Origin of the sequence: Kineococcus indalonis (assembly GCF_009906395.1) — a bacterium.
GTDB lineage: Bacteria > Actinomycetota > Actinomycetes > Actinomycetales > Kineococcaceae > Kineococcus > Kineococcus indalonis.
Map to the genome: position 1 here is coordinate 1 of NZ_JAAALM010000184.1, position 7001 is coordinate 7001.

Below are 7001 nucleotides of genomic sequence, written 5' to 3' on the forward strand. Positions count from 1 at the left end.
CCCCCCGCACCCCCGCCCCCCGCAGCGGACGCGAGCGTCGCGAGCAGCGGTGAGCCACCTGCTCGACAGCTTCGCCCGCACGTGGAGGGCCGAGGCGGCCGGCCGCGACGAGGACGTGCTGCCCAGCGCCCTGGCGCGCGCCTGCGCGCAGGTGCTGTGCTACGACGCCGCCGGGCTGAGCCTGATGAGCGGTCCCGACGCCCGGGTCCCGCTGGGCGCCAGCGACGAGGTCGCCGCGGTCGCCGAACGGCTGCAGTACACCGTGGGGGACGGTCCCTGCTTCGCGGCGATGCGCACCGGGCGCGCGGTCCTGGTCACCGAGCACGAGTGGGAGCAGCAGTGGCCGGTGCTGGCCGAGCAGCACTTCGCCCGCACCCCCTTCCGCGGCGGGCTCAGCGTGCCGCTGCGGGTGGACAGCGCCCGCATCGGGGTGCTCGACCTGTACCTGCGGCGCTCACGGCCCCTGGGCGGTGCGGACGTCATGGAGGCCCAGCACATCGCCGCAGCCGTCACCGACGTCCTGCTGGACACCCTGCGCGAGCACCGCGACGGACCCGAGCACGGCGCCGCGCTGGGCACCTGGCTCGACAGCGCCGCGGCGCGCCGGCGCCGGCAGGTGTGGATCGCCACCGGCATGGCCAACCTCGTCCTGGCCCTGCCCAGCGACCAGGCCCTGGCGGTGCTGCGGGCGCACGCCTACGCCAGCGAGCGGACCCTGGACGCCCTGGCCGACGACGTCGTCACCGGCCGCTTCGACGTCGCCGCCCTGGGCACCGACCAGCTGCGCTGAGGCCCGACGGGCGCGAACGTCCCGCAGGGACGAGCATTCACCGGTGTGGAACACCGACACCTCGGCCGCTCCGGCCTGAAGATCTCCGAGATCACCTACGGCAACTGGCTCACCCACGGGTCCCAGGTGGAGAACGACGCCGCCGTCGCGTGCGTGCACGCGGCCCTGGACGCGGGCATCTCCACGTTCGACACCGCCGACGTCTACGCCAACACGGTCGCCGAGAGCGTGCTGGGCGAGGCCCTGAAGGGGCAGCGGCGGGAGTCCCTGGAGATCCTCACCAAGGTCTTCGGGCCGATCGGCCCCAAGGGGCACAACGACACCGGCCTGTCGCGCAAGCACGTGCTGGAGGCGTGCGAGGGCTCGCTGCGCCGGCTGGGCACCGACCACATCGACCTCTACCAGGCGCACCGCTACGACTACGCGACGCCGCTGGAGGAGACGATGCAGGCGTTCGCCGACCTGGTGCGCGCCGGCAAGGTCGGCTACGTCGGCGTCAGCGAGTGGACGGCGGAGCAGCTGCGCGCCGGGCACGCGCTGGCGCAGCAGCTGGGGTTCCAGCTGGTCTCCAACCAGCCGCAGTACTCGATGCTGTGGCGGGTCATCGAGGGCGAGGTGGTGCCGACCTCGCGCGAGCTGGGCATCTCGCAGGTGGTGTGGTCGCCCATCGCCCAGGGGGTGCTGACCGGCAAGTACCGCCCGGGCGCCGAGCCGCCGGCGGGCAGCCGCGCCACGGACACCAAGGGCGGCGCGGACATGATCAAGCGGTTCATGGACGACGACGTGCTCACCCGCGTGCAGCGCCTGAAGCCGATCGCCGGCGACCTGGGGCTGTCGATGGCCCAGCTGGCGGTGGCGTGGGTGCTGCAGAACGACAACGTGGCCACCGCGATCATCGGCGCCTCGCGACCGGAGCAGGTCCACGACAACGCCGCCGCCGCCGGCACCACGATCCCGGCCGACGCGCTGGCGCGCATCGACGAGGTGCTCGGCGACGTCGTCGAGCGCGACCCGGCGCGGACGCTGGAGAGCTCGCCCAAGCAGCGCGAGGTCTGAGCGAGGCGCCCCCGTGCCCCCGTGCCGCGCGGCACGGGGGCGCGGCACGGGGGCACGGGGGCGTGGTGCGGGGGGCGTCAGCGCACGGCGGCCAGGGCGCAGGTCGCGCCGTGGCGCAGGACCTGCTCGGCGTACCCGGTGAGCCGCTCGCCGCCGGAGCGCTCCAGCAGGCCCAGGAAGCGTTCCAGCTCGCGCACGCCCTGCTGCGTGCGCCCGGCGTCGAGGTGGCGCTGGGCGCCGCGCGCGTGCGCGCGCAGGCTCCCCACCAGCGGCCCGGTGACCTCGCCCGCCGCGGACAGCTCCTCCAGGCGCCCGGCCAGGACCCCGGCCGTGGGAGCCAGCAGGTGCGGCACCGGGACCCGGGCGGGGTCGGTGTCAGAGGCGAGGTAGAAGCCGGGGTGGGAGGGCTGGTTGTAGGCCGTCTGCTGGCGGGCGACCTCGTCGCGGTACTGCGGGTCGTGCAGCAGCGTGTACGTCTTGCGGTCCGTGAGCTCGGTGCTCACGAAGATGCGCAGCGCGCTGCTGTCGGCGGTGCGCAGCACCAGCTCCTCGCGCCAGTCGCCGAGGATGTCGGCGACCAGGGACGGGTTGCCCTTGGTGCCGTTGTTGGTGAGGGTTCCGGTGGCGGTCAGCAGCACCCCGCGGGTGCGGTCGCGCACCACGGGGGTCTGGGTGCCGGAGCCCTCCACGACCTGCGTGGTGCCGTCGCCGGCCCAGCGGATGGACTGGTTGGTGCCCGGCGTGGCCGGGGCCAGCGCCTCCCCACGGGCGCTGAGCAGGCCGGTGCCCGAGGTGCCGTCGGGCATGCCGGCCCACACCTCCAGCCCGCGCCGGCCGGGCACGACGTCGCCGACCATCCCGCGGCCGGTGTCGCGCCCGGAGTAGGCGCCGAAGACCGTCTCGCCCGTGGCCGCCTCGCGCAGCGCCATCCCGTAGGGCGCGGAGGTGCCGCCCTCGTGGACGGTGAAGACCTCCAGGCCGGGCCGGTCGGGGTCGACGTCGGTGACGTGCAGGGCGTCGCCGTGCCCGAGGCGGGCCTCGGCGCCGGGGTCGGCCGAGCCCGCCGGCAGCGTGGCGGTGGAGGAGTACAGCAGGGAGCCGTCGTCGTCGAGGGTGGCTGCGCCGTAGACGACCTCGTGCTTGCCGTCGCCGTCGACGTCGGCGGCGCTGAGGGAGTGGAAACCCTGCGTGGTGAGCTTCCCGTACACCGGGTCGGTGCCGTCGCGCCCGTGCGGGCCGTCGTCGAACGGGTTGGTCATGGGGGTGAAGCCGCTGTCGACGGACCAGCGCTGGGAGAGCCGCCGGCCGTCCCAGTCGTAGGCGGCCACCGCGGTGCGCGTGTAGTAACCGCGGGCGAAGACGGCCGAGGGGCGCTCGCCGTCGAGGTGGGCGACGCCGGCCAGGAACCGGTCGACGCGGTTGCCGGGCTCGATGCGGTTCATGGCGTAGTCGCCCCACATCAGGCCGTCGTCGGTGCGCCCGGGTTCGTAGGCGATCGTCTGCAGCTCGCGGCCGGTGCCGGCGTCGAAGACCGAGAGGTACTCCGGGCCGCTGAGGACGAAACCCTCGAAGGCGCGCAGCGCGTTGCGCGGGGAGCGGGCCGGGGCGTACACGTCGATGAAGTGGTCGGCCAGGGCGGCGGCGTCGGCCTGCGAGAGCGGGTAGGCGTGGCGCGGCGCCAGGCCCAGGGCCTGCTCGACGGTGGCCGGCCAGCGCCCGGCGACGACCTCGGGGTGCGCGTGCCAGCCGCGCAGCACCCCGATCAGGTGCTCGCGGTACTGCGCGGCGCTGAGCCGGTAGTCGTCGCTGTGCCGCACGCCTGCCGCGACGTCCCCGGGCAGCAGCGTGATCGGCGCGGTGGACACCGCCTCCCCGTCGGCGTAGCGGGTGCTCCGGGTGCCCGGGGCGGTCTTGAGCATCAGCTCCGCGCGGCCGTCGCCGTCGAAGTCCTGCACGAGGAACTGCGTGTAGTGCGCTCCGGCGCGGATGTTGACCCCGAGGTCGACGCGGGCCAGCAGGGTGCCGTCCAGCTCGTAGGTGTCCAGGTAGACGGTGCCGGTGTACCCCACCTGCGAGACGTCCTTGGAGTTGGACGGGTCCCACTTCACCACGAGCTCGAGCTGCCCGTCGCCGTCGACGTCGGCGGCGCTGACGTCGTTGGCGGAGTAGGTGTACGCCTCCCCCGCGGGGGTCCTGCCGTCGGCGGGCCTGTCCAGCGCGACGTCCAGGGACGCACCGCCCCACGGCCTCGCCTCCCCGCTGGGGCCGGCCTCGCGGCCCCGGACCAGCGGGACCACGCGGTAGCGCGAGGCGGTGCTGCCGGCGGGGTCGAGCCAGTTGGTGCTGTCGGTGACCGTGGCCACCAGCGCGCCGTCGCGGTACACGCGGAAGTCCGGTCCGCTCACGCCGCGCGCCGTGGTGCCGGTGACCTCGGTGCCCAGCAGCCGCCACGACAGGTGCACGCCGCGGTCGGTGGCCGCCGCGACCAGGCCGCGGTCGAGCCACTCCAGGCGGACCTGCCCACCGCCCCCGCCGCCGGCCGCACCGCTCGCGGCGCCGGCCGCGGTGCCCGGGGCCGCCGGGGCGGGCGAGGTGGCCGAGGCGCTGCCGGCGCCGACGGCCAGACCGGCTGCGAGGGCGACGCTCGCGCCGCCGCACAGGGCCAGGCGGCCTGCTGCCGCCCGGGGAAGGAGCTTCATCGTCGAATCCCTCGTCCGTGAGGGCCCGGGGGTGCGACGCCTGCGTCGTGCGACGGCCCGGTCGCCTGCGGCCCTCCTCGAGGCCGACCCTACGAGGTGGCGAGGCGCTTGGGCAAGCGCTTACCGGATCGGGCGCGGTGCGGGGGTCGCGCGGTGCGGGGGTCGCGCGGCGCCGGGGACGCGCCGCGCCCCGCGGCGCTCACCCGGGGACGGGCACGGCGATCCGCAGCAGGGTCGGCCCGCCGGCGGGGCTGTGCAGCTGCACGGTCCCGTCCAGGGCCTGCACGCGGCGGCGGATCCCGCTCAGGCCCGTGCCGCGCGCCTCCTGCGCCCCCCCGCCGCCGTCGTCGGAGACCTCCACGACCAGCCGGCCGCCGCGGACCCCCAGGTGCACGTCCACCCGGCGCGCACCGCTGTGCTTGGCGGCGTTGGTCAGCCCCTCGGCGACCGCGGCGTAGGCCGCCGCCTCCACCGCGGCGGGGATCCGCGGCAGCGCCCCGGTCCGCACCGTGCAGGGCACCGAGCTGTGCGCGGCCAGCCCGGACACCGCCTCCGCCAGGCCGCGGTCGGCCAGGACCGGGGGGTAGATGCTGCGCACGACGGCCCGCAGGTCCGCCAGCGCCTGGTCGGCCGCCGAGTGCGCGGTCAGGACGAAGGGCAGCGCCGCCACCGGGTCGCGGCGCAGGGCGCGCTCGGCGGCGCCCAGGTGCACCACGACGGCGACCATCCGGTTCTGGATGCCGTCGTGCAGGTCGCGCTCGATGCGCCGCAGCTCGGTGGCGTGCGCGTCCAGCGCGGCGGCGCGGGTGGCCGTCACCTCGGCCAGGCGCTCCACCAGCGACTCGCGCGGCGGGGCCAGCAGCGCGGCGCTGGTGCGCAGGTGCCAGCGGGCCAGCGGCGGCACCACCAGCGGGCCGAGCGCGGCGTAGGCCGCGGCGAGCAGGAGCGCGACCCCCGCCTGCGGCCAGCTCTGCACGGGGGTGTTCAGGGTCGTGGTGGCCGCGGGGAACAGCGGCCACGTCAGGGCCAGCACCACGTTCTGCACGGCGCCGATCGGTGAGCTGACCGCCACCACGCCGGCCAGCGTGCCGACGACGGCGTGCACCAGCAGGAACGCGGCGTCGCGGCGGACGGCCGCGTCCGCGAGCACCGCGCGCGCGGTCGCCGGGACGGCGGGGGGCGCCGGGACGCGCACCTGCAGGTGGCGGGCGACGCGGGCGCGCTCGAGCGCGGTGAGCGCCCGGGCGGCCCGCGCCGCGCGGGGCAGCAGCGGCAGGGACACGACGGGCACCAGGCACGCCAGGCACGCCAGGAGCACGAACCAGGCGGCCAGGCCGGTGGCCAGGCCGTCCACGAGGAAGCGGAAGCCGCGCGAGAACCGCTGCAGCCGACCCGCCGGGACGGGGGCGTCCACCGCGTCGTCCTCACCCGTGCCCGGCAGCGTGGCGGGCTGCCGGGCACGGCGCGGGGTCGGGGGCGTCAGCGGCCGAGGAAGTCGAGCAGGGCGTCGTTGACCTCCTGCGCGTGGGTCCACAGCAGCCCGTGCGGGGCCCCCTGCACCTGCACGTACGTCGCCGAGGGCAGCCGGCGGCGCGTCTGCTCGGCCGTGGCGCCGATGGGCAGGATGCGGTCCTCGGTGCCGTGCAGCAGCAGCACGGGCACGTCGAACTTCAGCAGGTCCTCGCGGAAGTCCGTCAGCCAGGTCGGCACGCACGCCGAGGCGGCGTGCGGGGAGGAGGAGGCGGCCACGGCCCAGCTGGCGTCCACCGCGGCCTGGCTGATGCGCTGCCCCAGCGTCTGGTCCAGGTTGTAGAAGTCGGCGAGGAAGTCCCGGAAGTAGGCGTAGCGGTCGGCGGTGACGGCCTGGAGGATGCCCTCGAAGACGGCGCCGTCGACCCCCTCGGGATTGTCGTCGGCCTGCAGCAGGTACGGCTGCAGCGAGGCCAGCAGCGCCACCTTCGCCACGCGCTCGGAGCCGTAGCGCCCCAGGTAGCGCGTCACCTCGCCCGAACCCATCGAGAAACCCACCAGCACGGCGTCGCGCAGGTCCAGCGCGTTCACCAGCGCGTCCAGGTCGGCGGCGAAGGTGTCGTAGTCGTAACCGGTGGTGGGCCTGCCGGAGCGGCCGAAACCGCGCCGGTCGTAGGTGATGACGCGGTAGCCGGCCTCCAGCAGCGCCGGCTGCTGCTTCTCCCACGAGTCCCCGTCCAGGGGGTAGCCGTGGATGAGCACGACGGGTCGGCCGGTGCCGTGGTCCTGGTAGTGCAGCTCGATCGGTGCGCTGTTCTCGGTACCGACGGTGATGGTGGGCACTGGTGGCTCGCCTCCTGGCAGGGTGGTGCGGACGCGCCGACCTTAGGGAACCCGCCGGTGCGCGGGGAAGCCCGCCTGCTGTCCCCGGCAGGTACAGCCTGCTGCACCGCGCGGGGACGGCGGGCGGTGCAGCAGGCTGTACC

Annotated in this window: 5 protein-coding genes; 2 read left to right on the plus strand and 3 right to left on the minus strand. The window is 75.8% G+C overall.

Features of this window, described 5'->3' with window-relative positions; all coding sequences use genetic code 11:
* The first annotated feature begins 49 nt into the window (after nucleotides 1–49).
* Nucleotides 50–790, plus strand: coding sequence for a GAF domain-containing protein (locus GTR00_RS10750; protein WP_166611618.1), 741 nt, complete (start codon nucleotides 50–52; stop codon nucleotides 788–790).
* Between the two features lie 45 nt (nucleotides 791–835).
* Nucleotides 836–1846: an aldo/keto reductase family protein gene (locus tag GTR00_RS10755; RefSeq protein ID WP_166611619.1), complete on the plus strand. Its 1011-nt coding sequence runs from the start codon at nucleotides 836–838 to the stop codon at nucleotides 1844–1846.
* Between the two features lie 77 nt (nucleotides 1847–1923).
* Here the strand turns inward: GTR00_RS10755 and GTR00_RS10760 are convergent, their stop codons facing one another.
* From GTR00_RS10760 to GTR00_RS10770, 3 genes are all read right to left on the minus strand, one after another.
* Nucleotides 1924–4545 carry a rhamnogalacturonan lyase gene (locus GTR00_RS10760; RefSeq protein ID WP_166611620.1) on the minus strand — a complete coding sequence of 874 codons (2622 nt, stop codon included), beginning with the start codon at nucleotides 4543–4545 and terminating at the stop codon, nucleotides 1924–1926.
* 199 nt (nucleotides 4546–4744) lie between these two features.
* Nucleotides 4745–5959, minus strand: a complete 1215-nt coding sequence (locus GTR00_RS10765; protein WP_166611621.1) for a sensor histidine kinase — start codon at nucleotides 5957–5959, stop codon at nucleotides 4745–4747.
* A 65-nt stretch (nucleotides 5960–6024) separates the two neighbouring features.
* The gene (locus GTR00_RS10770) at nucleotides 6025–6858 is read right to left on the minus strand and encodes an alpha/beta fold hydrolase (RefSeq protein ID WP_166611622.1); all 834 of its coding nucleotides are present in this window, start codon (nucleotides 6856–6858) and stop codon (nucleotides 6025–6027) included.
* Between the last annotated feature and the right edge of the window lie 143 nt (nucleotides 6859–7001).

Bases quoted from the DNA above. Each gene is read 5' to 3' on its own strand.
- GTR00_RS10760 (WP_166611620.1), bottom strand. From the start codon at position 4,545: ATGAAGCTCCTTCCCCGGGCGGCAGCAGGCCGCCTGGCCCTGTGCGGC.